The sequence below is a fragment of the Herbaspirillum sp. meg3 genome (assembly GCF_002257565.1).
Classification (GTDB): domain Bacteria; phylum Pseudomonadota; class Gammaproteobacteria; order Burkholderiales; family Burkholderiaceae_D; genus Herbaspirillum.
The window spans coordinates 1,821,508-1,846,633 of the sequence record NZ_CP022736.1; the positions used below are offsets into that span (position 1 = coordinate 1,821,508).

Here is a 25,126-nt window from a genome sequence, read left to right on the forward strand (position 1 = left end):
ATCGAACCTTAGTAAAAACTTTCCGCCAGCGAGCCGATCAGCAACTGCCAACCGTCGACAAGCACGAACAGCATCAGTTTGAACGGCAGCGAAACAATGGCGGGTGACATCATCATCATCCCCATGGACATCAGAATACTGGCGACAACCATATCGATGATCAGGAAGGGGATGAAAATAGCAAAACTGATCTGGAATGCAGTCTTGAGTTCGCTGGTGATGAACGCCGGGATCAACAGTCGCAGCGGCACGTCCTCAGGACCCTGCAGATCCGGGCTGTGCGACAGCTTGACGTACAGGGCGAGGTCAGACTGGCGCGTTTGCTTCAGCATAAATTCTTTGAGCGGGCCGGAGCCTTTTTCCATTGCATCAATCATGGAAATCTTGTTCTCCGAAAACGGCTGATAGGCGTCGACGTAGATCTTGTCGAACACCGGCCCCATGACGAAAAACGTCAGGAACAACGACAGACCGACCAGCACTTGCGTCGGTGGCGTCGACGAGGTACCAAGCGCCTGACGCAGCAGCGATAGCACGATGACGATGCGGGTGAAACAGGTCATCATCAGCAGCGCCGCAGGAATGAAAGACAGCGATGTGAGGAACAGCATCGTCTGGATGCTGAGGTTGTAGGTCTGACCGCCGCCGGCAGACGGTGTGCTGGTGAAGGCCGGCAATCCCTGCGCAGAAGCCGCAAGCGGCAGGCAAAGCAACAGGACCGGCAACAGGCGCAGCCAGGAAGGTGAGCGCGCCAGGAATGTTCTAACTGCTGCCATTACGCTTATCGATAGTTTGTTTGAGCCAGGAGGCGAAGTTGGCGGACGCCGTGGAGGCCGGTGCTGCGACATGCTCCTGACGCGGCATGGTGGCCAAGGTGTTGACGCGTCCTGGAGCGACGCCGACCACGATCCACTGGTCAGCGACTTCAATGACCATAACGCGCTCACGCGTACCGACGCTGACGCCGCCGATGATTTTTGCCACTGCATTGCCGTTGGTGTTCGGCGCCAGACCGCTGCGCTTGAACAGCCATGCGATACCGACCATGAGCGCCAGCACGGCGATCAGGCCAAATAGCATGGTAAAGATGCTGCCGGTCGTGGAGGGGAGCGCGGCGGCCGGTTGCTGCTCGGCCGCCTGAACCGCACCGGCAGCGAGCGCTGCCGGTATAACTGCAATGAGGCTGTAGACGCTGCGGCTGTAAAACCTGCAAGCAAGAGTAAGGCTGAGGCGACTTGGACGGCTCATCTATTCAGCTTGCGAATGCGTTCTGCGGGGGTAATGATGTCAGTCAGGCGGATACCGAACTTGTCGTTCACCACCACGACTTCGCCTTGTGCAATCAGGCAGCCGTTGACGAGCACATCCATCGGTTCGCCGGCCATGCCGTCCAGTTCGACCACGGAACCCTGTGCCAATTGCAGCAGGTTCTTGATAGCGATCTTGGTGCGACCCAGTTCGACTGTCAGCTGTACCGGGATGTCGAGGATGAAGTCGATATCATTCGGTGTATTGGTTTGCAGGTCAGCAGCGCTGAGGTCTTTGAAAATGGTTGCTTCAGCCGGCTTGGCGGCGATGCCTTCTTCTTCCGGAACTTTTTTCTGTGACTCTTCAGCCTGCGTTTGTTCGGCCAACGCGGCACCCCACGGATCGTCTTCCGCCGCTGTTTGGTCAACGTTATCTTCAGCCATTCTGCTCTCCTTGAATACTTTCCGGTGTTTCGTTATGTGTGATGGATAGCAGTTTTTCGACGCGTAATGCGTATTGACCGTTTAATTTGCCATAGCTGCATTCCATCACGGGGACGCCATCAACCTGCGCAGTGACCGGCGTGACGGTTTGCAGAGGGATGACATCGCCGACCTGCATGTTCAGCAAGTCGGTAAATGTGACACGGGCGGTGCCGAAGTTGGCAATGAGCTCAACTTCGGCAGTCTGAATCTGTTGCTTCATCAGGCGGATCCAGCGCTTGTCGACTTCCAGCGCTTCACCTTGCATGCTGCTGGTGAGCTTGTCGCGAACCGGCTCGATCATCGAGTAGGGTGTGCAGATGTGAATCTCGCCGCTGACCGGGCCCAGTTCGACAGTGAAGGTGGTCGAGACCACGACTTCGTTCGGGGTGGCAATATTGGCGAACTGCGTGTTCAGCTCAGAGCGGATGTACTCGAATTCGATCGGGTAAATCGGCTCCCATGACTTTGCATAGTTTTCGAAACAGATCTCCAGCACGCGCATGATGATACGTTGCTCGGTCGGCGTAAATTCACGACCTTCGATGCGGGTGTGGAAACGGCCATCGCCACCGAACATGTTGTCGACCAGCAGAAACACGAACTGCGGATCGAACACCACCAGGCCAATACCTCGGAACGGCTTGATATGGACCAGGTTCAGGTTGGTCGGCACGACCAGATTACGGATGAATTCGCTGTACTTGGCGACTTTCACCGGACCGACTGAAATCTCGGCCGTACGGTGAATGAAGTTGAACAGGCCGATACGGAAGAGTCGGGCGAAACGCTCATTGATGATTTCGAGCGTCGGCATACGGCCGCGCACAATACGCTCTTGCGTCGCAAGATTGTAGTTACGTACCGTCCCGGGGGCTTCTTCGACGAGCTTTTCTTCGTCTTCGTCCCCCGTCACTCCTCTTAGGAGTGCATCGACTTCTTCCTGGGATAGAAAGTGTTCGGCCATGATGCTACTGCTGTTGAATCACGAAAGAGGTATAAAACACGTCGGTAATTGTCGGACCTTTGCCGCCGCCGGCAAATGGTTCACCCAGTTGATCGATGATTTCATCGGTCAGATTGCGTTTGCCTTCGCTGGTCAGCAATTCGGAAGCTTTTTTGCTGGACAACACCATCAGCAAACGGCTGCGAACTTGCGGCATGAAGACTTTAAGCGTTTCTGCAGTTTCCGCATTCGGTACTTGCAGTGTGAGGGCGACTTGCAAGAACTGGTCGCCGGTTTCTTGCTGCAGGTTGACCACGAAAGGTTCGATCACGACAAAGACCGGCACCTTGGAGGCAGCCTCTTCTTTGGGATGATCTTCCCCGCCTTTTTTCGCTTTGCTGCCCATCATCATGAAGGCGGCCGCACCGCCGCCGATCACCAGCAACAGAACGACGCCCACAATGATGAAGAGCATTTTTTTCGACTTTGGTGCCGGCGCTTCTGCTTCAGCCCCCTTGGCTGCCGGTTTTGCTGCTTTTGTTGCCATCTATTTTTCCCTTTCGTAGGCGCCTGCGGTACACATCAAATTACTATCGGCAAGAATCTGCTGATATTGAATGCTGCTGTCCGGACACCTGCTTCTTTTTTGAATTCTGGTTAACCCGATTGTTGGTCGCGTTATCTATCTGTTTTTTGCGCTTATGCAAATGTATCTACGAGACCTTGGCCACCGGTTGCGACAGGGCGGGGCACAACGGCAACATTGACGTCAGCTTCATCCGCGCCGAAACGTGCTGCGCCATTGCTGCGTGCCTGTTGCTGATTGCCGCCTTGCTGTTGATTCGGATTGCCGGAATTGACGGTTGCCTGACCAAGCTGGATGCCGGCCTGATCCATCATTTCGCGCAGCTTCGGCATGGCGTTTTCAAGCGCCTGTTTCACTTCCGGTTGTGCGGTGATGAAGGTGGCGTCGGCGTGCTGGTTTGTCACGTGCAGAACGACTTGCAATGGACCCAGATCCGGTGGATTGAGGGTCAGCGATGCGGTTTGCGTGCCGTTGGTGGCCATCCACAAAACCTTTTGTCCCACGGCTTGATCCCAGCCTTTGCCGCCTACCGTCGGGGCAAGGCGATCCACGGCTTGACCGGCGATCGCGGCTTGCTGGCTCACTGTCAGCGTCTGTTGCAGGGCAGGGACGACCGTGGCGGCTGTAGGTGCTGTGTCTGCAGGTTTAATGACGGCTTCAGGAGCTGCTTTCACCGCGCGCGCAGCATTGGCGGCGTCTTGCAGGTCGGCTTGAACGGCTTTGGTGCTGACCGGCGATTCAGTTTGTGGCTTGTCAGCGGCAGAGCGCGCCTGGAAGACAGGCTTGTCCTTGCTGTCGGTGACGTCTTTGCTGTCCGACAGGCTGGACACGTCGAGCTTGCCACCTTTGCCATCATCCTGTTTTTGCAGGTCGGCCAAGTCTTTCTGGTCTTTTGCGTTGATGACCGAGATGCTCTTTTTGCCGCCTTTTTGATTGGCGAGAGCATCCATATCGGCGTCGGTTGTTTTCTTGGCGGCCGGCTGAACCGCGAGTTGACCCAGATTGGCAACCAACGCTAGCATTTGCGCCGACGCTGCATCGGTGGTGCTTTGGTCGTCGGCGGCCTGATCTTCGTCGGTCTTTTCGTCTGTGGAGGCCGTCTTGGTGCTGCTATCCGAGCCGGATGCAGTGCTTGCAGGAGGTGTCGGCGTCGCAGGCTTGGCTGCATCGGCCGTATTGTCCTGCGTAGCGTTGTTTGGTTTGCTTTGGTTTTCGGTGTTGCGGTTGCTGACTTCCTTGTTCAACACTTGGTTGAAAGGGACGTCGGCCGAGAAGGAATCGGCTTGCGTTGCCGGGCGTGCAGAATTCTGCATGCTCGCGACATTCAGTATCGGCAATTGTGTGTTCATCGTTTCCGCCAGTCCTTGCTTACCGTTCTTACCGGTTACTACCGTTTGTAAAACGTGATACGGGAAGCATGCTCGTCCGTCTGCTTCTGATCACGTCGACTTTCGCGCAACTGCGCAGTTTGTTTGGCGCGTGTCGCCAGCGTGCCATACGACATCCGCTTGCGTTCGCATGCCTGCCATGCCGCCCGAGCATCGGCGACACGTTGCTGCGCATTGCGTACTACGTCTTGCTGTCCGGAAATGGCACCGTCGATTTTTTCAATAAACAATTGAAAATTACGATAGCTCATCGCCGTCAAACCAGATGATAAGCTTTCCTGAAAGCGCAAAGCATAATCATCACGATATTGTTCCAAAATAACAAGTTTCTGCTGTGCTTCTTCACTCGTACGTACAGCCCGGCCCAAGCGTTTTGTCGCTTCATCGGTTTCTTTGGTCGCCAATTCAATCAGCGTCTCGAGGGCAGAGGTCGTAGCCATGGTAGCTTTGATTATATTTTCCGGGCTAAGTGCTCAATCACTGGAATAGAGCGGTAAGTTGCCCCAAGCTCTCAGTAACACCCGCTCTTTCCGGAATTCCCTGCTGCAAGAACGCTTCAATTCGCGGCAAAAGCTGGATTGCCTGATCCAAAATCGGATCGGTTCCGGCTGCGTAGGCGCCCACGCTGATGAGGTCGCGATTGCGTTGATAGCGGGAGTACAACTGTTTCAGCCGGCGCGTATCGCGCTGATGTTCCATGGAAGTAATGCTGTGCATGGCGCGGCTGATTGACTGTTCGATATCGATGGCAGGATAGTGTCCGGCCTCGGCCAAGACCCGGTTGAGTACGATGTGGCCGTCGAGGATCGCGCGCGCCGCATCGGCGATCGGATCCTGTTGATCGTCGCCTTCGGTGAGGACGGTATAGAACGCGGTAATCGAGCCGCCGCCAATATCGCCGTTACCGGCGCGTTCCACCAGTGCCGGCAACTTGGCAAATACCGATGGTGGATAGCCTTTGGTGGCCGGCGGCTCACCGATGGCCAGTGCGATTTCACGCTGTGCCATGGCGTAACGCGTCAGCGAATCCATGATCAGCAGGACGTTTTTCCCTTGATCGCGGAAGTATTCGGCAATAGCGGTCGCATAGGCGGCTCCTTGCAGGCGCATCAGTGGTGGTGTGTCTGCCGGGGCAGCGACGACTACCGAGCGTGCGAGTCCTTCCGTGCCCAGGATCTGCTCGATGAATTCCTTGACTTCGCGTCCCCGTTCGCCGATCAGGCCGACCACGATGACGTCCGCACTGGTATAGCGGGCCATCATGCCGAGCAACACGCTCTTGCCGACGCCGGAGCCTGCAAACAAGCCCATGCGCTGGCCACGGCCAACGGTCAGCATGCTGTTGATGGCGCGCACGCCGGTATCGAGGATATCGACAATCGGGGCGCGGCCCAAGGGGTTGGCGGCGCGGACATTGAGCGGCGCGGAATTTTCGGTATGCAGCGGGCCCAGATTGTCGAGTGGGCGACCGGCGCCGTCGAGTACGCGGCCCAGCAATTCATCGCCAACCGGCAGTCGACGGCTGTGTTCATCAAGGCGGCGAACATAAGCGATCGGGCCTGTGCGCGGTGGTGGCTTGACCGGTTCCACCGGATAGACGCGGGTGCCCGGAACGATGCCTTCAACATCGCTCTGTGGCATCAAAAAGAGTCGATCATCCTGGAACCCGACGACTTCTGCTTCGATCAGGTTGCCATTTGGCAGTGGAACAGTGCAGGGGCTGCCGACCGGCAATTTGAGACCGACGGCTTCCATGACGAGGCCTGCCACGCGCGTGACGCGGCCTGAAATTTGGGGTGGCTCAGTCATCCCCACCAAGCCGCTGCAATTATGCAGATAAGCCTGCCAGCGGCTGAAGTGGGAGGGCATCGGCGAGTTCATCGTTGCACCTTTGAATGAGGGTTGCCGGGTGCGATCATGCTGCTACTCCAGCCAATCGAGTTGCTTGCTGAGCGATTCTGCGATACGGCGCCAGCGTGTCTGCATGGTGGCATCGACTTGGTTGGTGCCAGTTTCGATGCGGCAGCCGCCGCGATCAATTTCGGGATCTTCAACAATGCGCCAGCCATGCTGGTTGAGGTCGTCTTCCATACTTTCGCGGACCAGTGCTGCGTCGGCGGGGTGCAAGTACAGCAGCGCCGGCAATTGCAAACTGGGCAGCGAATGAATGGCAGCGCTGATGGTCGGCAGAATCAGTTCCGGCTTGACCTTCAGGGCGGTCTTGAGCATGGCTTTGGACAAGTCCAGGCCGAGGTTGAGCAGCTCCGGCGCCATGCTTTCACTGCATTGCGCTACTTCAGTGCCGAATGAGACGGCAATCTGACGCAAATGCTGGATGGTTTCGTTGACTTCCTGCTGGCCTTGCTGCAAACCAGCCATGTAGCCTTCCTGGCGACCTGCTTGCAATCCTTGTTGCTGGCCTTCGGCATAGCCTTCCTGGCGTGCCTGTTCGCGGATAGCGTCGAGTTCTTCTGCCGTCAGTGACGGCGGTGGTGGCGGTTCATCAAGGAGCTCTTCTTCCGTCGGCGGAGGCAATTCCTCTGCTTCGTCGAAGGACGCCAGTTCCCAACGCTGATAAGGCGTCATCTGTTCTTTGGGAATGATGTTGTTTCGTGATGCCATTTCAGATCCGGTAAAGCTGGGTGGTCACAACTGATGCGATGCGTCCGGGTAGGGCGCACGCATCGGTCGTGGCGACCTTAAATGAACGCATCTTCGCCCTTGGCGCCGAGCACGATCTGACCTTCGTCGGCCAGGCGACGAACAATTTGCAGAATGGCCTTTTGTTGCGCGTCGACTTCCGACAGACGCACAGGGCCTTTGGATTCCAGATCTTCGCGCATCATTTCTGCAGCACGCTGCGACATGTTGCCGAAGATCTTGTCGCGCAGACCTTGCGAAGCACCCTTGAGCGCGACGATAAGCGATTCGGACTGGACTTCGCGCAGCAGCAGCTGGATGCCGCGGCCGTCGATGTCGATAATATTTTCGAACACGAACATTTCGTCCATGATCTTTTGCGCCATGTCTTCGTCGTAGGCGCGCAGATTGTTCATGACGGATGTTTCGTTCTCGCCCGACAAGAAGTTGAGGATTTCCGCCGCAGTGCGGATACCGCCCATTTGCTGTTTTTTCAGGCTTTCGTTGCCGGTCAGCAGTTTTGTCAGAACGTCATTCAATTCCCGCAACGCGGCCGGCTGCACGCCGTCGAGGGTTGCGATACGAAGGACTACGTCATTACGCAGGCGCTCCGTGAAGTTGTTCAGAATGTCGCAGGCGTGGTAGCGCTCAAGGTGGACCAGGATGGTCGCAATGATCTGCGGGTGTTCGTTGCGGATCAGTTCGGCGACCGACTGCGCGTCCATCCACTTCAGACTCTCGATACCGCTGGCGTCGCGGCCGCCGAGGATCCTGTTGAGCAGGGACGTGGCCTTGTCGTCGCCCAGCGCCTTGGTCAGCACGCTGCGGATGTACTCGTCCGAATCCAGGCCGAGCGAGGACGCCTGGCCGGTTTCGCCGACGAATTCGATCAGCACTTCGTTGATGGCTTCGAAGCTGATGTTTTTCATGGCCGACATGGCGGCGCCAAGCTTTTGCACTTCGCGCGGGCCCAGGTATTTCATGACTTCGGCGGCCTCGTCCTCGCCCAGAGCGAGCATCAGGATGGCACCTTTTTCAACGCCTTCGTTACTCATTGTTCACCCATGTCTTAATGATGCTTGCCACCAGTTTAGGATCATTCTTGGCCCATTGCTTGGCGGTCTCAAGATTAGCCTTGTAAGCAGCGCGTTCGTCGAGTTCTCCAGCTTCGCCGGAGAGGTTGACCACGGCATCCGGATTGTCCGGATCGTACATGGCGGCAGCGGCAGCAGCGGCTTCGGCGGCTTCCGCTTCGGCGCGGGCCTGGGCTTCTTTCTCTTCCTTGCCGGTGATCTTCCAGATAATCGGACGCAGAACACCGAAGTAGAGGTAGAGCAGCACCGCGGCCAGCAAGACGTATTTGCCGATTTCCTTGGCCAACTGGATCATGTCCGGCTGCTTCCACAGCGGCAGTTCAGGCTCTGCATCGCTGTTGAATTGCGTATTGACAACATTGAGCGAGTCGCCGCGATCCTTGTTGTAACCCATCGCTTCTTTCACCAGGTCAGCGATCTGGCCACGTTCGGCTTCGGTCAACGGCTTCATGACGACCTTGCCGGTCTGGTCAACTGTGCGCTTGTAATTGACGACGACGGCAACTGTCAGACGCTTCACACCGCCCATTGGCTGCTGCACGTAACGTACGGTCTTGTCGACTTCGTAGTTGATCGTCGCGTCTTTATGCGACGTGCCATTGGTGGTGGCTGGGGTTGCTGCTGCAGCTCCGGCAGCGCCCGCTGCTGCGCCGGCAACCGGCGGATTGGTGATTGGCGCGGTGGCAGGAGCAGGAGGCTGATTGGTCAGTGCCCCAGGAACGCCGGAAGTGCTTGAGCTACCGTTTTGCGATTCGCTGCTTTGCTTGCTACGCACTGCAGCAGTATCGGCAGTCTGATTCGGCTTGTAGGTTTCGGCGGCTTGTTCGCTGCGCGAGAAATCGACGTCTGCGGTCGCTTCAGCGCGGACGTTGCCGTTGCCAACGATAGGGGCGATGATTGATTCGACGCGCTTGACGATGTCTTGTTGCAGATCCTGAACATATTTCAGCTGGGTCGGATCCAGGCTGTTACCGGGCTGCTTGGTCGTCGTATCGGAGAGCAGGTTGCCGTTTTGGTCAACAATGGTGACGGCTTTGGGTGACAGTTCGGGGACGCTGCTGGCTACCAGATGCACGATGGCGCTGACTTGCTGTGGATCCAGCATGCGGCCTGGGTAGAGGCTCAGAATGACCGACGCAGTCGGCTTTTGCTGATCGCGGACGAAGACGGAGGCTTTGGGCAGGGCCAGATGGATGCGGGCTGCCTGTACGGCTGAAAGGGATTGGATCGAGCGCGCCAGTTCACCTTCGAGAGCGCGTTGGAAATTGACTTGTTCCAGGAACTGGGAAACCCCGAGTTTCTGGTTTTCCATCAGTTCAAAACCAACATTGCCGCCCTTGGGCAGACCCTGTGCGGCCAGCTTCAGACGGGCATCGTGCACCATGGTTTCCGGAACCAGGATCGCGCTGCCGCCTTCGGAATACTTGTAAGGGACGTTCATCTGCTGCAACGAGGCAACAATGGCGCCGCCGTCACGGTCAGAGAAATTGGAGAACAAAACACGATATTCGGTCTTCTGGCTCCACATCCAGATACCGATCATGAGTGCAATGACGGCCGCTGCTGCGACCATCAGCAAAACGCGACGTCCCTGTGGCGACTGCGCATAGCCTACGACGCCGCTGCGTCGCGCTTCCTGTGACGATGTGTCGCCAGAAACCGCGCCTTCAGTGGCGGAGGTGTTGCCGTCGTTGGTCATCGTGCCGTCGGCTGCTACCGCCATGATTTCCCCTTGCGTGTGCCGCCGAGCTTGTGGCTTTGTATGATTTGCTTCACTGCTTCCCTACCCATATAGGTTTTTTGCTTAGTGTGGATTGTCCTGCCAGAGCCAAAATTTGATCTATGGAACAGAATGGCTATTTCCCCGCTTATTGTTGCGAGTCGCGAAGGATCGCGTGGTAATCTGCCGTTGTAGAAGCGGGAAGTGTGATTGCGGTGCGCAATCGTCTGTCGTGGAATTGAATTCGAAGAGGTGCAAATTGGCCGTTAGCATGATTGATACTAGCAGAATTGACGCAATGGTGGCGCAGCTGAAAGCCGCTGCTGCACGTGCGCAAGGCAACGTTGCTCCGATTGAAAGCATCACCGGAACCGAAAAACCTGCGACGCGCGTTGATTTTGCCTCTGTGTTGAAGAATTCTCTCGATGAGGTGAATTCTTCGCAGGAAAAAGCAGGGAAAATGTCTCAGAGCTTTTCCATGGGCGACGACAACATCAATTTGTCCGATGTCATGATTGCCATGCAAAAGGCCAGTATTTCCTTTCAGACAACTGTTCAGGTCCGCAATAAGCTGGTTTCCGCTTATCGTGACATCATGACGATGCAAGTGTAGGTTGTTGGGCATGGAGGGCGGGGAGGAATATTTATGCTTCCGCTTTTCTGTGTTTCTTATGCCTTCTTGCAATAAAAAAAGCTGCCATTGGCAGCTTTTTTGTTTTGTACCAACAACTCGTTTGTGAGTATCGGTGAAGTTGTTGCATGTGAGAGGCGGGTGAACTGCCCGCCACAGGCGATTACATCATGCCGGACGCTTTGGCGTTTTGTTCGCGCTCGAGCTTCGTAATGAAGCGCTGAATCGCGGCCAGAACGGCACGTGGAATGTCGACGAACTCACAACCGAAACGATTGACTGTTTTACCGGAGGCCAATTTGACTTCCTTGCAGTCGCGAATCTGCAGTTTGACCGTGACAACAGTGTTGTCGGTCATTTCCAGCGAGCAGTCTTCGTAAATGCGACCAAGGGTCGTATCAAGCAGTTTCTTTTCATCGGTGATGCCGATGCCGCCGGCGCTGATGTTGTTGAGCAGCGTGACGACCGTGGTGAACGAGCCGTCTTCGCGCGTCACCCGGAAAGTGCAGCGCAATGGCTTGGCGATAGGCGTCGCAATACGGAAATATTCACGGCGCTGCAGGCGCACCAAGCTTGCCGGAATAGCAATCTTGAGTGCTGGGCGCTCCTGATACAGGCACTTCTGGGCTTTATCGACGTTGAAGGTAATACGGATGTTGTTGTAGACGGCCTCGAAACCAATGCGATTGCTTTGCAGGATGCTTTCGTTGAGCATGGTGCTCGGTGCAGCGTCGATCACAACGCTGTCGTCGTCGCTGTCAATATCCAGAATCGACGTGATGATAGATTCCGAGCCACCCTTAATGAGCAGGCTCAGGAGCTGATTGCGTTCCATCATGCTGGTCAGCAATGACACAATCTCCCGTCGGGAATGTACTCGAAACGGGCTGTCGTCTTTGATCTCGTCGTCGTTATTTGCCATCTGTGCGTCTATGCGTCTCAAATCAAAGGATGGAAGGATGAGTTTCCATCCCGAAGGGGTGTGTTGCTAATCTAACCCCTAATCATACATCACTGTGATCCAATTGCATATTTTCAATGCGATACAACCAGGCTAAAAGTTCCGCAACGGCACGATAAAGCGCAGGGGGAATCTGCTGGTCCAGGTCAACCTGCATCAGCAAGGAGACCAGTTCTTTTGATTCGTGAATATAAACACCGCTTTCCTTGGCGCGGGCGATGATGGCCTCGGCAACCAGGCCGCTGCCTTTGGCCACTACGCGGGGCGCTGCCTGGTTGGCATTGTAGGCTAGCGCGACCGCGTTCTGGAGCGGGAGATTAGGTTTTTCCATCCCGTTTCACAATCAATGAGTCAAGAGAAGAACCTGCCGCAGCCATGGCGTCAGATAGCATGCTGCCGTTGGCGCGTAGCGCTGCAGCGGTAACATCGCTGTCAGTTCGGACTTGCATGTGGATTTGCTGTCCGATCAGATGTATTGAGGCGGAAACGCTGCCCAGATTGGCAAAATTGAAGCGAACAACGCTATGCCAACTGGGCGTCGGGCCGCTGTCCTGCTCATTTTGCTGCGGTGATTCGGATGAATCCTGGCTGACTTCCCACTCCATGTGCTGGCCTGGCCAGACTTCGCCATGCCAGGCGAGGCGCTGTTGCTCAAGGGCATTGAGTTGCAGGTTGATGATCTGGCCCAGCTGGGTGTGAGCGGGGTCGGCGCTATTGAGCAAATCCGAAGTGCTACTGCTTTGCACTTGCTGGGCAAGTTGGGCCTGAGGCTCTTTCTGCAGCTCCGAAAGCGGTCGGCGACCTTCTGCCCATGCTGCGACATGGGATTCGTAGAAAGTCCCGCTCAACGCGATGGAGTCGTGCAGGGCACCGGCCAGCTGCGAGGTATTTGTCGGATTGCTGACGAGCGGGGCATTGGGTTTGATGGCCGTGGGCAGATCGCTTTCTTCTGAAGCGTGCAACAGGGCATCAACCAGCTTACCGGCTGGACTGAGCGAAGTTTTAGTACTTTCCGGAGCAGCGGTTGGATTTTGGGCGGCCTGTTTAGCATCTTCGTCGCCGACTAAGCCGTTGCGCCCGACGATGGTGGGAAGGCCTTGCGGTGTCGTTTTGAGCGACTGCAGATCCTTCTCCATTGCCTTGCCTGCCACGCTGAGCGAGACCGAGGCGCCTTCCTCTTCAGCGTCAGAGCTGGTTTCGGTGAGCAGGAAGGTTGGGCGGGGGTCTTTGCTGACCATGGTCAGCAACAGAGAGTCACCAGTTTTGGTCGCCGTCGGCAGAACCATGCGGGCAGCCGTGTTGGCGATTCTGACCAGATATGAACCGTCGTTATAGGTCGACAGTACTTTGCCTTGCAGTTGTTGCCCGATGGCAATCTGAGCAAGCCTGCTAAAGGCTTCTTCTTTTGCATCTGCGACCGAAACGATCGACGTCGGCGCTACAACGGCAGCTACGGGCTGGACCGTGTTAGTGATGTCGGCCCGAGGTATCATCGCTAACCTCGGTTGGTGCTACCGTAGGCCTTAACCAGTTTGCGTTCTGTGCTGGTGCTTTGGATGAGGGTGGCAAGCTTCTTCAGGCCGGGATCCGTCAGGTTGCGGATATCACGGTCGTCTTCGAGTATTTTTTTCAGGATTTCGATCTTGCGCTCGCGCCGGTCATCAGTCAGCGTGACGGTCGCTTCATGTTTTTTCAGGATATCGACAACGTGGGCGCAATCCGCCTCAAGTTTTGACAGCAAATCCCATTCTTCCCGGCGTGCAGCGGCAAGCATCTGGTCGGTCAGTTCTGCAACCGCTTCATAAAGGGAGATAACTTCTGCTCCGTCCATTGTTGTGCTTTCGCGAGTATTTGTTGCGAATTATTGAGGGCGGCAGATTAAGCTGCAACCTGAGCCTGGTTGGTGCCATTGGGGCCGATAGTCTCCCAAGCGTCTCTGAGGCCATCCAGCAGGCCGTGCACTTCCTCCAGAATTTCTTGAGAGTTTTCGACATTGGCTGCAAACAGGCGTCGGCCCATGTATTCGTAGAGAGCGTCCAGATTCAGTGCAATTTCACCGCCGACGTTTTTATTCAGACTGGCACGCAGGCCGCTTTCGATGATCAGAATCGCCTGGGTGATCGACTCACCCTTTTTTTTAATATCGCCGGCGTTCATGTATTTTTGACCCATGGCAATTGCTACCAAGGCGCCATCGAACAGCATGGTGATCAGCTTATGCGGACTCGCTGCGACGACACCGGTCTCCACGCCAATATTTGCGTACGCATTTGCGCCACGTTGCATGGTTCCGAACATTATCTTCTCCCACCTTCAATATAACGATTAGCCACCGGCCTTTGGCAGATTCGCCAACTGTTGCGTCAGGTAGCTTTGTGTCGACGCCATGCTGGCCAGCGTGACGTTCAATGCATTGAACTGAGTCGTGTACTGATCCTGCATGTTGCTTAAGCGCGTGTTGATGACAGCCTGCCGATCCGTATTGATCTTCAGGCTGGCCTGCAAACCCTTGGTCTTAGTATCAATGATACCGCCATCTGCGAGAAAACCATTTACTAAGGTTTGCAAATTGGTCAGCACACCGTTGGTACCTGTTGTATTTGCGGTGCCATCTGCATTGGTGCCGGCAGTAGATGTGAACAGGTTGGCAATGCCTGCGAAGTTGTTGGTCGTCGCGGTTGTCAGTTTCGCAGCGTCCAGCGCCAGCGTGCCGTCTTTTTGGAAGCCGATGCCAATGTCCGACAGCGAGCTGATGCCATTGCCGCCGGTAACACTTCCTAAGAGGGCGGTGCGCAACTGACTCATCATGCTTTGGACTGATGACTCGCTCGCCAAAGGCGACGAAGTGCCCACCTGACCTGGCGTGGTCGATGGCGTTTGTTGTGTCAGTCCGGTAATTGCTTTGGCCAACGCATTGTAAGCCGATACAAAAGTGTTCGCAGTGCTGGCGATGCCACTGGTGTCGTTGCTGATGTTGAGTGTAAAGTTGTCTGACGCAGTTGTAACTTTTGTCAGGTTCAACGTTACACCGGAAATTGCATCTGTGACCTTGTTGGTCGGGCTGGTGACACTCACGCCGTCAATGCTTAGCTTGGCGTCTTGCGCTGCCTGCAATTGACCCATGGTACTGCCGCTCAAGGTCGCGAAATCACCGGTACCTGTCAAGGACACAGGGCTGGTCGCACCGGTGCCGGAAGGTGTCAGTACCAGATGATCATTGGTGCCATCGTTGGTGATGGTGGCTGTGACACCTGCGTTTGCGGTGTTGATGGCATCTCGGACGTTTTGCAAAGTCTGGCCTGCACCGCTCAACGGAATGGTGGTCGTGGTGCTTCCGACATTCAATGTCAGACCGCCTGCTGTCGCATCAAAAGTCTGGCCGGTCGCGACGTTTGGCGAAGTATATTTTCCGCTCGGATCAAAAGACAGTGCGGAATAGTCGCCTGTGCCGGTAACACGGATCGAATTGGCTGCGCCACTGTCTTTTGCGGCAATCACCAAGTGGGCGCTGGAGCCGTCACTGACGATAGTTGCGCTGACACCTGCATCGCTGGCATTGATGGCGTCGCGTACACCGGCCAGGGTATTTGTGGTCGGCTTGATGATCGCAGTAGATCCATTTCCTGTCTTGATCGCCAGGATGCCGGAGCTGAATGTCGCGCTCGACGAAAAACCGGTGGAGGTAATTTTTTGTGCTTGTGCAAGCTGAGAGACTGCAATTGTATAGTTGCCCGAGGCAGCCGCAGTCGCATCGCGAGGTGCCTGGATCTGCGTTACGGTGCTCGGTGTGGAACTTGATGGATCATAAGCCAGTGCAGACAGGCTGTTATTCGCTTGCACTTTGATGGTATTGGCCGTGCCGGCAGTATTCGACTCCAGAACCAGATGGTCGCCAGTGCCGTCAGTCGTAATGCTTGCGGTAACGCCGGTTTTTGCTGCGTTGATCGCGTCGCGTACTCCAGAGAGTGTCGCGTTAGCTTGCAATGTAACAAAAGTGGGCGCATTGGTGCCGACTTTGATGGCGATGGAATCACCTGCATTGAAGATCTGCGAACTGGTGAAGCCTGCCGATTGAATTCTCTGCGCCAGTAATTTTGTCGAATCGTCAGTATTGACGTCGGCTGTGAACGGATCAGTAGTAAGGGTTGTGCCTGTTCCGCTGTTGGAAACAGAGGATTTTTGCGCGCTGAAACTTGCAGCTGTGAGGCCGTTCAGAGCACTTTGGTATGACGAGATCGTGCTTTTGAGGCTGCCGTAGGCAGAGATAAGACTGTTGTAGCTGCTGGCCTGCTGTGTCAGCGGAGTGAGAACGCTGCTTTCAGCGCTCATCAACTTCGAGACGAGCGTGGCGACGTCAAGGGGACCTGCTGAGGTGGTAATTGTCCCGGTGGAAGTGGCCATGTGATCTCCTGATTTCTAGATGCAAATGCGATGTGCTGATGTCGGAAACCCAAGCGATGAACGCACAATAGGGCATGCGTCAGTGCGATTCGTTACCATCCGAGGATGACTTCCAGCACTAACTTGCACATACAAGGTGATATATAAATCTGCTATGAATTGCCGATGCGAAATATGACATGCGCAAATAGGTTGTTTGCGCATGGATATTTCTGGTGCGCCAGCAGTTCGTACCAGACTCAAACTTTGTGATTGATCAACAAGCCTTGCAGTTTGTCGATCGACTTCGCGATTTCAATTGCTTCCTGGCTTGGAATCTGACGAAGAACAGTATTGTCTGCCGTATCAATGACCTTGATAACCGTCTTGCCGCTATCTTGATCTTTGGAAAAAGTGATTGCCGACGCATTCTTGCTTGCGAAGTCATTCAGCTTGTCTACTGCGTTTGCTACATCAGCCTCGCTGGAGCGTTGCGACTGCGCTGTTGCCGCAGGTGCAACAGTCGATACCACCGGATCTGGTTTTGTAGTTGAAGTCTGGGTTGGCGTATAAGAGCCAGAATCACCAGCTGCAGTAATATTAAGTGGGGAAATCGACATGGTGTTACTCCCTTAAAGGAACATGCGGAGAATACGTACGCATACATATTCCCCGCACTTTCATCCTACATAGCTCTTAAGACTATTTCAACAGCGACAGGACGCTTTGCGGTGCAGAGTTCGCCTGAGACAACATCGCCGTACCAGCTTGTTGCAGAATTTGCGCACGTGTGAGGTTTGCTGTTTCTGCCGCGTAGTCGGTATCCATGATACGGCTGCGCGATGCGGTGATGTTTTCGCTCGAAATCTGCAAGTTGCTGATAACGGCTGTGAAACGGTTTTGAACAGCACCAAACTCTGCACGCTTGGACGAGATCAGGTTGATCGCGTTGTCCAGGTTCTTGATCGCCTTTTGAGCATCGCTTTGTGCCGATGGATCGGAAATTGCCTTGTCCAAGCTCAGTTTAGCGGTGTCGATAGCGGCTTGCAGAGTCACTGCCGAAGCAGCCAGTGCACTTGCTGTCAATGTCGAACCAGTTGAGAACAGGGTGTCCAGAGCCGCCTTGGCCGAAGTGTAAGTCACTTGAGCAGCGTCAACCGAAGTTGTCGAGCCCAGACCGATCAGACCCTTGGCGCTGGTGCCGATAACGTTGGCGATTGTCGAATCGTTCGACAAGTCGGACAAGGAAATGCTGATTTGGTCGTTCAGCTTGTTGTCGGTAACGTTGGCGCCGACTTGGAAAGTCAGTGTCAAGGAAGCAGAAACGTTAGCATTGTCCGAACCTGTGCCAGCGCTGGCGCCGGAACCGATACCTGTGAACAGGTTTTGGCCGTTGAAGCTTGTGCCGTTCAGAACGCGGAATGTTTCGTCCGACAGTTGCTTGTATTCGTCGTTCAGCGTTTTGCGATCTTGTGCGCTGTTCGAACCGTTAGCTGCTTGAACTGCCAGTTCACGCATACGTTGCAGGTTGTCGGTAACTGTGCTCAGTGCGCCTTCAGCGGTTTGAGCCAGGGAGATACCGTCGTTGGCGTTACGTTGTGCAACTGCCAGACCTTTGACCTGTGCGTTCATACGGTCGGCAATTGCCAGGCCGGCCGCGTCGTCCTTTGCGCTGTTGACGCGCAAGCCGGAAGACAAACGTTGAATCGAAGTATTCAGGGACGATTGCGAAGTGTTCAAATTGCGTTGCGTGTTAAGCGACGCAATATTGGTATTAATGACTGATGCCATGTTAATTCTCCTAAGATTTGAGGCCGATAAATCCGAGTTTCAGTGCTTAACTTTGGTTTTTACCTAAAGCCTCAGGCGTTCAAACCGCTGTTGTTAGCTATATCGGACGGTATCGGAAAAAGTTTAATGTTTATCGCAAAAAATTTTTTTCCAATGCTGTCCGATCTAAAACTGCGTGCTTTTATACGTCAAGCAAACCTTATTTCGACCCGATTCCGGAAAACTTTAATGGGTATTTCTGTAAAAATTCCCGGAGTGTTGGGCCGGGGGAGTTGCATTGCGCTATTGGGAACGTTGGCGCAATGCAATTTGCGTTCGGAATAAGTTGTTAATTAGGCGAGATTTTGTTTTTTCTTGTCTCTCACGATGGCAAGTTCTGACGATACTTTGGCAATTACCGAAGGCCAGTCGCCGCGCTCTTGTTGTCTGAAAAGACGCATACTCGGATACCAGGGAGAATCTTCTCTCTCTTTCAGCCAGCGCCAGTCTGGGGTGTGAGGCAGGAGTGTCCATGTGGGCCGGCCAAGTGCCCCGGCAAGGTGGACGACCGAAGTATCAACGCTGATAATCAGGTCCAGATTCGCCATCGCTGCTGCTGTATCGGCAAAATCGGTGAAATCGTCTCCGATATTAAAAACAGGCAAGTCTTTGGGCAATTTTGCCAAATCCGGGGTTGCAAGACCCTTCTGAATCGAGAAAAATTTAACGTCAGAGACATTAAAGAGAGGTGCAAACGTTTCCAGTGGTATCGATCGTTTTCGATCGTTGCCGTGTTCCGGATTGCCGGCCCAGACAAATCCGACGCGTAAATCAGTTTTATTGCCCGAGAGAGCGTCGATTTTGTCGGCCCATTTGGCGATGTCGATGGGATCTGCGGACAAGTAATAGGGATACGAGGGTATATCTTCAACATGGTCGGTTCCAAGGGCGTGCGGCAGGCTCATTAGTACATAGGCGCAATCGCACTTCGGCAGCGGGTCATCCTCTCTGACAAGCGTAACCTGCTCAGATACGCTGCGAAACAGTCGGGCCAGCGGATCCTTGACATGCAATGCCACCCGCGCGCCTTGCGCTAGTAGCGTGTGCACATACCGTACGAACTGGATGCTGTCGCCGAAGCCTTGTTCGTGCATCAGCAGGATCTGTTTTCCCTGCAGGGAGGATTTGCCGTCCCATTTTGGAATGAGATTGAACAATTTATGGATCAGCTTATAGACATAGCGACGCTCTTTTACCTCCAGTCGGCTCTCGTGATTGGCCCAGCCCTCTTTAAGGTCGCCAGCCAATAGCTGCCCAAGTGCAAGATTATGTTGCGCAGTCAAGTAATTGGGCTTGAGAATCATTGCGTCTTTGAAATATTGCAGCGCGGCAGAGGTTTCGCCATAGTCGTACATCGTAGCGCCGATATTGTTCACTGTTACCGCATGTTTCGGGTCGATTTCCAGGGCACGTTGAAAGAGTTTCATCGCATCTTCGTAGCGATCCTGATGCGAAAAATAGCTCGACGCTAGCTTGGTGTAACTGTTAGGGTCCTTGGGAGCAAGCTCAATGACGCGCTCGTAATGCTCGTGAGCTTTGTCAAACTCTTTCAGTTTTATATAGGTATCTGCGATCTTGTATTGCGCGTAAATGTCATCAGGATTCAGCAAGAGCGACGTTTTGTGGCATTCCAGCGCGTCGTTAAGCATGTTCATCTCTTGAAAGGCTATGCCGAGATTAGTATGTGCAGGAGCGAAGTTGATTTGTAATTCCATTGACTTCAACAGAACAGCTACCGCTTCCTTGTATCGTTTTGCGTCGATGAGTGCTTTCCCCAAGTGGGATAGCGGGCCTGGCGCATCTGGTGCGCGCTTTACTGCATCCTCAAAATACGCGATGGATGCATCGGCGTCGTTCTTCTCATGGAGAGCATTTGCCAGGCCAATGCGTGCTTCCTTGCTTTCCGTATCTATTTCAATTGCTTTTTCGTAAATAGCAATTGCTTCGTCAATACGATCTTGGCTGAGAACTGCTCCGCCCAAGTTGGTTAGGTATTCGGCATTTTCAGGGTCTGCTGTCAGGGCTTTGCGCAGGGATTTTTCGGCCTCAGCATAGTTGTTTTCACGCATTGCGATTAATCCCCATGCGTGATTGGCGAAAACCAGATTAGGGGCGCGTTTAAGTACTTGGGCGCATAGAGTTTTGGCTTCGGCGACTTTGTGGTCATCCAGAAAACCGAGGCATTCACGAACGGCAAGCAAATCTTTAAGGTTGTGAGAAGTGTTTTTGACTGGCTTGTTGCTGCTACGCGTTGACATTGGAAATCCTTGGCAGATGATGACGTCTCAGGCGATCGTTCTCATTCCATGCATTGCAGGAGGGCGATGCCATTGCGACGGCGCAATTAATCAGTGCATATCATATGATGCAATTTTCTCATTTGATTGTACAAACAGACGTAAAAAAGCCCGCAATTAGCGGGCTGTGTGCATTTTAAGTGGGAAGTGCGCTATCAGTTCCAGCTGCGCATCAAGCCGACAGCAAGGCCTTCCAGCGCGAAGTTCTCCTCTTCTGCGGAGACCTTGATGATGTTGAAATCGGGATTTTCCGGCAACAGTTCGATCAACGAGCCTGTTTTTCGATAACGTTTGACCGTGACGTCATCACCCAATCGGGCGACCACGATCTGACCGTTGCGAGCTTGGTCTGTCTTTTTAACGGCCAGCAGATCTCCGTCAAGGATGCCAGCGTCACGCATCGACATGCCGCGCACCTTCAGCAGGTAATCCGGTTTGGCTGAGAAGAGAGCTGGGTCAACGTTATAGTTGCTCTCTATATGTTCTTGCGCAAGGATTGGTGAGCCGGCGGCGACGCGGCCGATCAGGGGAAGTGACAGCTGCATCAGGGCGGGGTGGGGTAGCGCCATCTGGCGGCCGCTGTTTGTCAGCGACGACAAGGAGTTGTCCCGCAGGCGAATGCCGCGTGACGTGCCGGGAGAAATTTCGATGGCGCCTTTTCGCGCCAGCGCCTGCAGATGTTCTTCTGCCGCATTCGCGGATCGAAAGCCGAGCTCGGTTGCGATCTCTGCGCGCGTCGGCGGGAAGCCTGTATTTTCGATGGCGTCTTTGATCAGATTCAGGATCTGTTCCTGGCGAGCAGTCAGTTTGAGCATGTGGGCTTTCGGGAAGTTATGCTGGTTGCATAAACAGTCTGTATTTTTATACAGTTATAAAGCAGTGTCAATCTGCAATATTGAAATCATGTCATCGGCAAGAAGACTTGTTGCGGGCGCCAATCCAACAGCAAATGCCTGAATGTATTGAGGTTTTTGGCTTAGTGTTGTATGATTGCGGACTTTCCTGTTCCCACACTCGTCTTGACGCCGAGGTGGGCGATTTGTTAATCAGTCCATAAAGGAGTCTACATGCGTCATTATGAAATCGTATTTATCGTCCATCCGGACCAAAGCGAGCAAGTTCCAGCGATGATCGAGCGTTACAAGGGCATCGTTACTGCACGCGGCGGCAAGATTCACCGTGTCGAAGATTGGGGCCGTCGTCAATTGGCGTACCAAATCCAAAAACTGGCAAAAGCGCACTACGTTTGCCTGAATATCGAAGTTGACGGCGAAACTCTGGCCGAAATCGAAACCGGCTTCAAGTTCAACGATGCTGTGTTGCGTCACCTGACAGTCAAGATGAAGAAGGCTGAAACTGGTCCTTCGCCAATCCTGAAGGCTGTTCAAAAGGAAGATGCAGCAAAGAGCAATCGCGCAGAAGCACCAGCAGCTTAATTGCTGACGCTGCGATAGAAAAGTACCAGGGAGAGTGAACCAGTTTCAGTTTGTTGCCATCATCGCCGAACGTGACGTTGTACGTTACACCCCGGCGGGCATACCGGTAGTGACTGCAAAACTGCAGCACCAGTCGGAACAAGCGGAAGCAGGCATCAAAAGGTTGGTCGAGTTTGAAATCACTGCATTCGCTGCAGGCGAAATTTCAGGTCGGCTTAATCGGGCCGGTCTCGGTGAGATGCTTAAATTCACCGGCTTCATGGCACGTAGAAATCGCAACAGCAAAAGCCTCGTGTTTCACATCGTTGATTTTGAATCTGTAGTTTAGAACCACTCAATTTTAGATATCAGGAGCCTCACATGGCATTCGGTAAAAAGTTCGATAAAAGCAAGTTGAAGCAAAAACGCCAACAGCAAAACCCGCTGTTCAAGCGCAAAAAATTCTGCCGTTTCACGGCAGCAGGTGTTGAGCAAGTCGATTACAAAGATGTCGACACTCTGAAGGATTTCGTGCAAGAAAACGGCAAGATCATGCCAGCACGTCTGACCGGCACCAAAGCACACTATCAGCGTCAAGTTGACACAGCGATCAAGCGCGCACGCTACCTCGCGTTGCTGCCGTACACTGATCTGCACAACGCCTAATTGACGACGAGATATAGGAGAAAAATATGCAAGTTATTCTGTTGGAAAAAGTCGTTAATCTCGGTGGCCTGGGTGAAGTTGTCCGCGTCAAAGACGGTTATGCACGTAACTTCCTGATCCCACAACGCATGGCTCGCCGTGCTACAGCAACAGCGATCGCTGAATTCGAAGCGAAGCGCGCTGAGCTGGAAAAAGCAGCCGCTGAAAAGCTGGCAGCAGCACAAGCTCAAGGCGAAAAGCTGAGCGGCCTGACTGTTCAAATCTCGCAAAAGTCCGGCGTTGACGGTCGTTTGTTCGGTTCGGTAACTAACTTTGACATCGCTGACGCGCTGGCAAAGCAAGGTTTCCCTGTTGAAAAGTCGCAAGTCCGCCTGCCACAAGGTCCGTTCAAGACTGTTGGCGAGCACGCTGTTTCGGTTGCTTTGCATACCGACGTCGTGGTTGACGTGACTGTTGCTGTCGTGGGCGAGCACGCGTAATTTACGCTGAACTCGTTTCATGTACTGAATAAAGAAGCCGGGTTCGCCTGGCTTTTTTATTGTGCCGGATTTGGCCCCTTGCCCTAAGGACAAACCGGCAGAAAGCTTTACTGTATTTCGATTGTCAAAACCGGCTAAATTCGCCGCCGCTCCTGAAGCGACCACTCTTAGCAGGTATAATGCGCGCCATGAACGCATCTTCCGATCCGCAAATAGAATCTCTGCGTGTCCCACCGCACTCCATCGAAGCCGAACAATCCGTCCTGGGTGGTTTGATGCTGGACAACGCTGCGTGGGACCGTATCGCTGACTTTGTCAGTGCGGACGATTTTTATCGTTACGATCACCGCATCATCTTCCAGCACATCGTCAAGCTGATCAACGAAAGCAAGCCGGCGGACGTCATTACCGTCTACGAGGCGATGTCGACCAGCGGCAAGGCCGAAGAGGTTGGTGGCTTGAGTTATCTCAATGCGCTGGCACAAAATACGCCGTCTGCAGCCAATATCCGCCGCTACGCTGAAATCGTTCGCGACCGCGGTGTGCTCCGCAAACTGATTACCGTCTCCGACGAAATCTCCGGCGATGCCTTTAATCCTCAAGGCAAGAACGTCAAGCAAATGCTCGACGAAGCGGAATCCAAGATTTTTGCTATTGCCGAAGAAGGCTCGCGTGGTGCGCAGGGCTTCCTGGCGATTCAGCCGCTGCTCACGCAAGTCGTGGAGCGTATCGACGAGCTGTACAACCGCGACAGCACCAGTGACATTACCGGCGTGCCAACAGGCTTTATTGACCTCGACAAGATGACTTCCGGCTTGCAGCCCGGCGATCTGATCATTGTCGCAGGCCGTCCTTCGATGGGTAAAACCGCGTTTTCCATCAACATCGGTGAAAACGTTGCCATCGATAGCGGGTTGCCGGTTGCCGTGTTTTCCATGGAAATGGGCGGCGCTCAGCTCGCGATGCGTATGTTGGGCTCGGTAGGTCGTCTTGACCAGCATCGTCTGCGTACCGGCCGTCTGATTGATGAAGACTGGCCACGCCTGACGCACGCCATCCAGAAGATGAACGATGCGCAGTTCTACATCGATGAAACCCCTGCATTGAGCCCGATTGAATTGCGTGCACGCTCGCGTCGTCTGGCGCGCCAATGTGGCAAACTCGGTCTGATCATCATCGACTACTTGCAGCTGATGTCCGGTAACGGCGGCGGTAACAGCGGTGAAAATCGCGCCTCTGAAATTTCTGAAATTTCGCGAAGCCTGAAGGGCCTCGCCAAAGAACTGAATTGTCCGGTGATCGCTTTGTCCCAGTTGAACCGTGCACTGGAACAGCGCCCGAACAAACGTCCGGTGATGTCCGATTTGCGTGAATCCGGTGCTATCGAGCAGGATGCTGACGTTATTTTGTTCATTTACCGGGATGAAGTTTACAATCCGGATTCGCCAGATAAAGGCACCGCCGAAATTATCATCGGTAAGCAACGTAACGGCCCGATCGGCAGTATTCGCCTTGCCTTCCTGGGGCAATTTACCAAGTACGACAACTACGTCGGTAGTCTGGCCTCGCCTTACGGCGGCGACTGACATCCTGACGCTTGGGTTCATCTTCGGGGTTACCCGGATGGACAAATGCAGGCAATGAAGGTCGTCGACAAGGCGATCCTTATTGTGTAAGTGCAGCACTAATTAATCATAAGAGAGTGGAACATGTTTGGACGCCTGATGCCCACCGAGGGCAAATTTTTTGATCTCTTCAACCAGCACGCTGAATTGGGCGTGAAATGTGCCAAGGAAATGGTCGCGTTGATGACCAATTTCGACGATCTGGAAATTCGCGTGCATGCGATCGAGACCCTGGAAAAGCAGGCCGATAAAGTCACTCACAATACGATTGAGTTGCTGCACAAGACCTTCATCACGCCGCTTGATCGCGATGATATCCACCAGCTGATTACGCGCATGGATGACATCCTCGACTTGTTGGAAGATGGCGCGCAGACCATTTCGCTTTACGACATCAAGGCCATTACGCCTGAAGCCAAGCGCCTCGCGGAACTCTGCCTGGCCTGTGCAGAGAAGGTCAAGGCAGCTGTCGGCCTGCTGCACAATATGGACAACTCGCGTCAGATCCTCGCCATCTGCGAAGAAATCGACCGTTTCGAATCCGATGCCGATCACGTCATGCGCGCTGCAATGTCCAAATTGTTCCGTGATGAGCCTGATGTGCGCAACCTGATCAAGCTCAAGGCGATTTATGAAATTCTGGAAACCGTTACCGACCGTTGCGAAGACGTCGCCAACATCATCGAAGGCATCATCGTTGAAAATGCCTGATTTTCACCATTGAGCGCCATTGATTGC

At 54.0% G+C, this 25,126-nt stretch carries 28 protein-coding genes; 7 read left to right on the forward strand and 21 right to left on the reverse strand.

The annotated features are described in order from the left end of the window. Positions 1-8: 8 nt before the first annotated feature. The 11 genes from fliP to fliF all read right to left on the reverse strand — a co-directional run bounded on the left by fliP (position 9) and on the right by fliF (position 10,107). Entirely contained in the window at positions 9-776 is a 768-nt protein-coding gene (fliP, locus tag hmeg3_RS08270; protein ID WP_094563311.1) for a flagellar type III secretion system pore protein FliP, read from the reverse strand. Further along, positions 763-1,248 (reverse strand): flagellar biosynthetic protein FliO, encoded by a 486-nt coding sequence (gene fliO / locus hmeg3_RS08275; RefSeq protein ID WP_094563312.1) that lies wholly within the window; start codon positions 1,246-1,248, stop codon positions 763-765. The genes fliP and fliO overlap by 14 nt, the downstream gene beginning before the upstream one ends. After that, positions 1,245-1,691, reverse strand: a complete 447-nt coding sequence (fliN, locus tag hmeg3_RS08280; RefSeq protein WP_094563313.1) for a flagellar motor switch protein FliN — start codon at positions 1,689-1,691, stop codon at positions 1,245-1,247. Before fliN ends, fliO begins: the two co-directional genes overlap by 4 nt. Next, a complete protein-coding gene (gene fliM / locus hmeg3_RS08285; protein WP_094563314.1) occupies positions 1,684-2,697 on the reverse strand; it encodes a flagellar motor switch protein FliM in 1,014 nt (337 codons plus the stop codon). The genes fliN and fliM overlap by 8 nt, the downstream gene beginning before the upstream one ends. 4 nt (positions 2,698-2,701) lie before the next feature. Beyond that, a complete protein-coding gene (gene fliL, locus hmeg3_RS08290; RefSeq protein ID WP_094563315.1) occupies positions 2,702-3,223 on the reverse strand; it encodes a flagellar basal body-associated protein FliL in 522 nt (173 codons plus the stop codon). A 152-nt stretch (positions 3,224-3,375) separates the two neighbouring features. After that, positions 3,376-4,611 carry a flagellar hook-length control protein FliK gene (locus hmeg3_RS08295; RefSeq protein WP_094563316.1) on the reverse strand — a complete coding sequence of 412 codons (1,236 nt, stop codon included), beginning with the start codon at positions 4,609-4,611 and terminating at the stop codon, positions 3,376-3,378. Between the two features lie 38 nt (positions 4,612-4,649). Beyond that, positions 4,650-5,090, reverse strand: a complete 441-nt coding sequence (gene fliJ / locus hmeg3_RS08300; protein ID WP_094563317.1) for a flagellar export protein FliJ — start codon at positions 5,088-5,090, stop codon at positions 4,650-4,652. A 37-nt stretch (positions 5,091-5,127) separates the two neighbouring features. Beyond that, positions 5,128-6,531 carry a flagellar protein export ATPase FliI gene (fliI, locus tag hmeg3_RS08305; protein WP_094563318.1) on the reverse strand — a complete coding sequence of 468 codons (1,404 nt, stop codon included), beginning with the start codon at positions 6,529-6,531 and terminating at the stop codon, positions 5,128-5,130. Between the two features lie 42 nt (positions 6,532-6,573). Further along, a complete protein-coding gene (gene fliH / locus hmeg3_RS08310) occupies positions 6,574-7,272 on the reverse strand; it encodes a flagellar assembly protein FliH (protein WP_094563319.1) in 699 nt (232 codons plus the stop codon). Between the two features lie 77 nt (positions 7,273-7,349). Further along, positions 7,350-8,345 (reverse strand): flagellar motor switch protein FliG, encoded by a 996-nt coding sequence (gene fliG / locus hmeg3_RS08315; RefSeq protein ID WP_007882580.1) that lies wholly within the window; start codon positions 8,343-8,345, stop codon positions 7,350-7,352. Continuing rightward, complete coding sequence (gene fliF, locus hmeg3_RS08320) at positions 8,338-10,107, reverse strand: flagellar basal-body MS-ring/collar protein FliF (RefSeq protein WP_094563320.1); 1,770 nt, start codon at positions 10,105-10,107, stop codon at positions 8,338-8,340. Before fliF ends, fliG begins: the two co-directional genes overlap by 8 nt. Before the next feature lie 268 nt (positions 10,108-10,375). Between fliF and fliE the strand changes: the two genes are divergently transcribed. Continuing rightward, complete coding sequence (gene fliE / locus hmeg3_RS08325) at positions 10,376-10,717, forward strand: flagellar hook-basal body complex protein FliE (RefSeq protein ID WP_369828880.1); 342 nt, start codon at positions 10,376-10,378, stop codon at positions 10,715-10,717. A 181-nt stretch (positions 10,718-10,898) separates the two neighbouring features. Here fliE and hmeg3_RS08330 read toward each other — a convergent pair whose 3' ends face one another. The 10 genes from hmeg3_RS08330 to lexA all read right to left on the reverse strand — a co-directional run bounded on the left by hmeg3_RS08330 (position 10,899) and on the right by lexA (position 21,018). Continuing rightward, the gene (locus tag hmeg3_RS08330; RefSeq protein WP_094563322.1) at positions 10,899-11,657 is read right to left on the reverse strand and encodes a flagellar brake protein; all 759 of its coding nucleotides are present in this window, start codon (positions 11,655-11,657) and stop codon (positions 10,899-10,901) included. A gap of 82 nt (positions 11,658-11,739) precedes the next feature. Further along, entirely contained in the window at positions 11,740-12,027 is a 288-nt protein-coding gene (locus hmeg3_RS08335) for an EscU/YscU/HrcU family type III secretion system export apparatus switch protein (protein ID WP_094563323.1), read from the reverse strand. Then, positions 12,014-13,189, reverse strand: coding sequence for a flagellar hook-length control protein FliK (locus tag hmeg3_RS08340; RefSeq protein ID WP_094563324.1), 1,176 nt, complete (start codon positions 13,187-13,189; stop codon positions 12,014-12,016). Before hmeg3_RS08340 ends, hmeg3_RS08335 begins: the two co-directional genes overlap by 14 nt. Before the next feature lie 2 nt (positions 13,190-13,191). Beyond that, positions 13,192-13,527, reverse strand: coding sequence for a flagellar protein FliT (locus tag hmeg3_RS08345; RefSeq protein ID WP_094563325.1), 336 nt, complete (start codon positions 13,525-13,527; stop codon positions 13,192-13,194). A 47-nt stretch (positions 13,528-13,574) separates the two neighbouring features. Then, positions 13,575-13,994 (reverse strand): flagellar export chaperone FliS, encoded by a 420-nt coding sequence (gene fliS, locus hmeg3_RS08350; RefSeq protein ID WP_094563326.1) that lies wholly within the window; start codon positions 13,992-13,994, stop codon positions 13,575-13,577. Between the two features lie 27 nt (positions 13,995-14,021). Then, on the reverse strand, positions 14,022-16,097 hold the full coding sequence (gene fliD, locus hmeg3_RS08355) for a flagellar filament capping protein FliD (protein ID WP_094563327.1): 2,076 nt from the start codon (positions 16,095-16,097) through the stop codon (positions 14,022-14,024). 239 nt (positions 16,098-16,336) lie between these two features. Beyond that, positions 16,337-16,696 (reverse strand): flagellar protein FlaG, encoded by a 360-nt coding sequence (locus hmeg3_RS08360; RefSeq protein WP_094563328.1) that lies wholly within the window; start codon positions 16,694-16,696, stop codon positions 16,337-16,339. 82 nt (positions 16,697-16,778) lie between these two features. Continuing rightward, positions 16,779-17,867 (reverse strand): flagellin, encoded by a 1,089-nt coding sequence (locus hmeg3_RS08365; protein WP_094563329.1) that lies wholly within the window; start codon positions 17,865-17,867, stop codon positions 16,779-16,781. A gap of 332 nt (positions 17,868-18,199) precedes the next feature. Further along, positions 18,200-20,164 carry a tetratricopeptide repeat protein gene (locus tag hmeg3_RS08370; RefSeq protein ID WP_094563330.1) on the reverse strand — a complete coding sequence of 655 codons (1,965 nt, stop codon included), beginning with the start codon at positions 20,162-20,164 and terminating at the stop codon, positions 18,200-18,202. Between the two features lie 194 nt (positions 20,165-20,358). Then, a complete protein-coding gene (gene lexA / locus hmeg3_RS08375; RefSeq protein ID WP_094563331.1) occupies positions 20,359-21,018 on the reverse strand; it encodes a transcriptional repressor LexA in 660 nt (219 codons plus the stop codon). 252 nt (positions 21,019-21,270) lie between these two features. On the opposite strand from lexA, the gene rpsF reads away from it, so the two are divergent. The 6 genes from rpsF (at position 21,271) to hmeg3_RS08405 (ending at position 25,099) form a co-directional block, all read left to right on the forward strand. Further along, positions 21,271-21,639 (forward strand): 30S ribosomal protein S6, encoded by a 369-nt coding sequence (gene rpsF / locus hmeg3_RS08380; RefSeq protein ID WP_007882559.1) that lies wholly within the window; start codon positions 21,271-21,273, stop codon positions 21,637-21,639. A 34-nt stretch (positions 21,640-21,673) separates the two neighbouring features. Next, positions 21,674-21,967 (forward strand): primosomal replication protein N, encoded by a 294-nt coding sequence (gene priB / locus hmeg3_RS08385; RefSeq protein WP_094563332.1) that lies wholly within the window; start codon positions 21,674-21,676, stop codon positions 21,965-21,967. A 32-nt stretch (positions 21,968-21,999) separates the two neighbouring features. Next, positions 22,000-22,284, forward strand: a complete 285-nt coding sequence (gene rpsR / locus hmeg3_RS08390; RefSeq protein ID WP_007882558.1) for a 30S ribosomal protein S18 — start codon at positions 22,000-22,002, stop codon at positions 22,282-22,284. Positions 22,285-22,310: 26 nt separating this feature from the next. Continuing rightward, complete coding sequence (rplI, locus tag hmeg3_RS08395; RefSeq protein WP_094563333.1) at positions 22,311-22,763, forward strand: 50S ribosomal protein L9; 453 nt, start codon at positions 22,311-22,313, stop codon at positions 22,761-22,763. 179 nt (positions 22,764-22,942) lie between these two features. Then, entirely contained in the window at positions 22,943-24,349 is a 1,407-nt protein-coding gene (locus hmeg3_RS08400; RefSeq protein ID WP_050476054.1) for a replicative DNA helicase, read from the forward strand. Between the two features lie 123 nt (positions 24,350-24,472). Next, positions 24,473-25,099, forward strand: coding sequence for a DUF47 domain-containing protein (locus hmeg3_RS08405; protein ID WP_016833914.1), 627 nt, complete (start codon positions 24,473-24,475; stop codon positions 25,097-25,099). The last annotated feature ends 27 nt before the right edge of the window (positions 25,100-25,126 follow it).

Coding starts and splice junctions, on each gene's coding strand:
- lexA (WP_094563331.1), bottom strand. CDS start 21,018: ATGCTCAAACTGACTGCTCGCCAGGAACAGATCCTGAATCTGATCAAA.
- fliL (WP_094563315.1), bottom strand. CDS start 3,223: ATGGCAACAAAAGCAGCAAAACCGGCAGCCAAGGGGGCTGAAGCAGAA.
- rpsR (WP_007882558.1), top strand. CDS start 22,000: ATGGCATTCGGTAAAAAGTTCGATAAAAGCAAGTTGAAGCAAAAACGC.
- hmeg3_RS08335 (WP_094563323.1), bottom strand. CDS start 12,027: ATGGAAAAACCTAATCTCCCGCTCCAGAACGCGGTCGCGCTAGCCTAC.
- fliE (WP_369828880.1), top strand. CDS start 10,376: ATGATTGATACTAGCAGAATTGACGCAATGGTGGCGCAGCTGAAAGCC.
- hmeg3_RS08340 (WP_094563324.1), bottom strand. CDS start 13,189: ATGATACCTCGGGCCGACATCACTAACACGGTCCAGCCCGTAGCTGCC.
- fliI (WP_094563318.1), bottom strand. CDS start 6,531: ATGAACTCGCCGATGCCCTCCCACTTCAGCCGCTGGCAGGCTTATCTG.
- hmeg3_RS08370 (WP_094563330.1), bottom strand. CDS start 20,164: ATGTCAACGCGTAGCAGCAACAAGCCAGTCAAAAACACTTCTCACAAC.
- hmeg3_RS08360 (WP_094563328.1), bottom strand. CDS start 16,696: ATGTCGATTTCCCCACTTAATATTACTGCAGCTGGTGATTCTGGCTCT.
- hmeg3_RS08330 (WP_094563322.1), bottom strand. CDS start 11,657: ATGGCAAATAACGACGACGAGATCAAAGACGACAGCCCGTTTCGAGTA.
- fliS (WP_094563326.1), bottom strand. CDS start 13,994: ATGTTCGGAACCATGCAACGTGGCGCAAATGCGTACGCAAATATTGGC.
- hmeg3_RS08365 (WP_094563329.1), bottom strand. CDS start 17,867: ATGGCATCAGTCATTAATACCAATATTGCGTCGCTTAACACGCAACGC.
- fliF (WP_094563320.1), bottom strand. CDS start 10,107: ATGGCGGTAGCAGCCGACGGCACGATGACCAACGACGGCAACACCTCC.
- fliN (WP_094563313.1), bottom strand. CDS start 1,691: ATGGCTGAAGATAACGTTGACCAAACAGCGGCGGAAGACGATCCGTGG.
- fliJ (WP_094563317.1), bottom strand. CDS start 5,090: ATGGCTACGACCTCTGCCCTCGAGACGCTGATTGAATTGGCGACCAAA.
- fliG (WP_007882580.1), bottom strand. CDS start 8,345: ATGAGTAACGAAGGCGTTGAAAAAGGTGCCATCCTGATGCTCGCTCTG.
- rplI (WP_094563333.1), top strand. CDS start 22,311: ATGCAAGTTATTCTGTTGGAAAAAGTCGTTAATCTCGGTGGCCTGGGT.
- hmeg3_RS08295 (WP_094563316.1), bottom strand. CDS start 4,611: ATGAACACACAATTGCCGATACTGAATGTCGCGAGCATGCAGAATTCT.
- fliD (WP_094563327.1), bottom strand. CDS start 16,097: ATGGCCACTTCCACCGGGACAATTACCACCTCAGCAGGTCCCCTTGAC.
- rpsF (WP_007882559.1), top strand. CDS start 21,271: ATGCGTCATTATGAAATCGTATTTATCGTCCATCCGGACCAAAGCGAG.
- fliP (WP_094563311.1), bottom strand. CDS start 776: ATGGCAGCAGTTAGAACATTCCTGGCGCGCTCACCTTCCTGGCTGCGC.
- fliO (WP_094563312.1), bottom strand. CDS start 1,248: ATGAGCCGTCCAAGTCGCCTCAGCCTTACTCTTGCTTGCAGGTTTTAC.
- hmeg3_RS08400 (WP_050476054.1), top strand. CDS start 22,943: ATGCGCGCCATGAACGCATCTTCCGATCCGCAAATAGAATCTCTGCGT.
- hmeg3_RS08345 (WP_094563325.1), bottom strand. CDS start 13,527: ATGGACGGAGCAGAAGTTATCTCCCTTTATGAAGCGGTTGCAGAACTG.
- fliH (WP_094563319.1), bottom strand. CDS start 7,272: ATGGCATCACGAAACAACATCATTCCCAAAGAACAGATGACGCCTTAT.
- hmeg3_RS08405 (WP_016833914.1), top strand. CDS start 24,473: ATGTTTGGACGCCTGATGCCCACCGAGGGCAAATTTTTTGATCTCTTC.
- fliM (WP_094563314.1), bottom strand. CDS start 2,697: ATGGCCGAACACTTTCTATCCCAGGAAGAAGTCGATGCACTCCTAAGA.